Source organism: Blautia glucerasea (genome assembly GCF_013304385.1).
Classification (GTDB): Bacteria; Bacillota; Clostridia; order Lachnospirales; family Lachnospiraceae; genus Blautia_A; species Blautia_A ammoniilytica.
Window position 1 is genome coordinate 1 of record NZ_JAAITU010000171.1, and the last position, 317, is coordinate 317.

Consider the following 317-nt stretch of genomic DNA (forward strand, 5'->3'; position numbering starts at 1 on the left):
GGGAAGTTTAACCGCAAGTCTTGGATATGAGGAACCGGATGATCTTCGCATCACACTGGCAACGATTATGATGGATGTCATTAACGAAGAAGAAATCTCTCTGGAAGATGGTATCTTACATCACCAGGAAAATGTAGATCTACTTCCGGCAAATATTGAGCTTTCTGCCCTGGAAGTAACGATGGGAAATGTTATGAGCAGAGAAATGATCATGAAGGAATATATCGATGCGATAAGAGGCCGATACGATTATATCCTGATCGACTGTTTATGTGGTTAACCACATAAACAGTCTAATGCGGAGTAAATTATTATGC

General features: G+C 40.4%; 1 pseudogene. It reads left to right on the forward strand.

The annotated features are described in order from the left end of the window. Positions 1 to 271, forward strand: a pseudogene (locus G5B11_RS18915) (ParA family protein); the annotation flags it as partial. Positions 272 to 317: the final 46 nt, after the last annotated feature.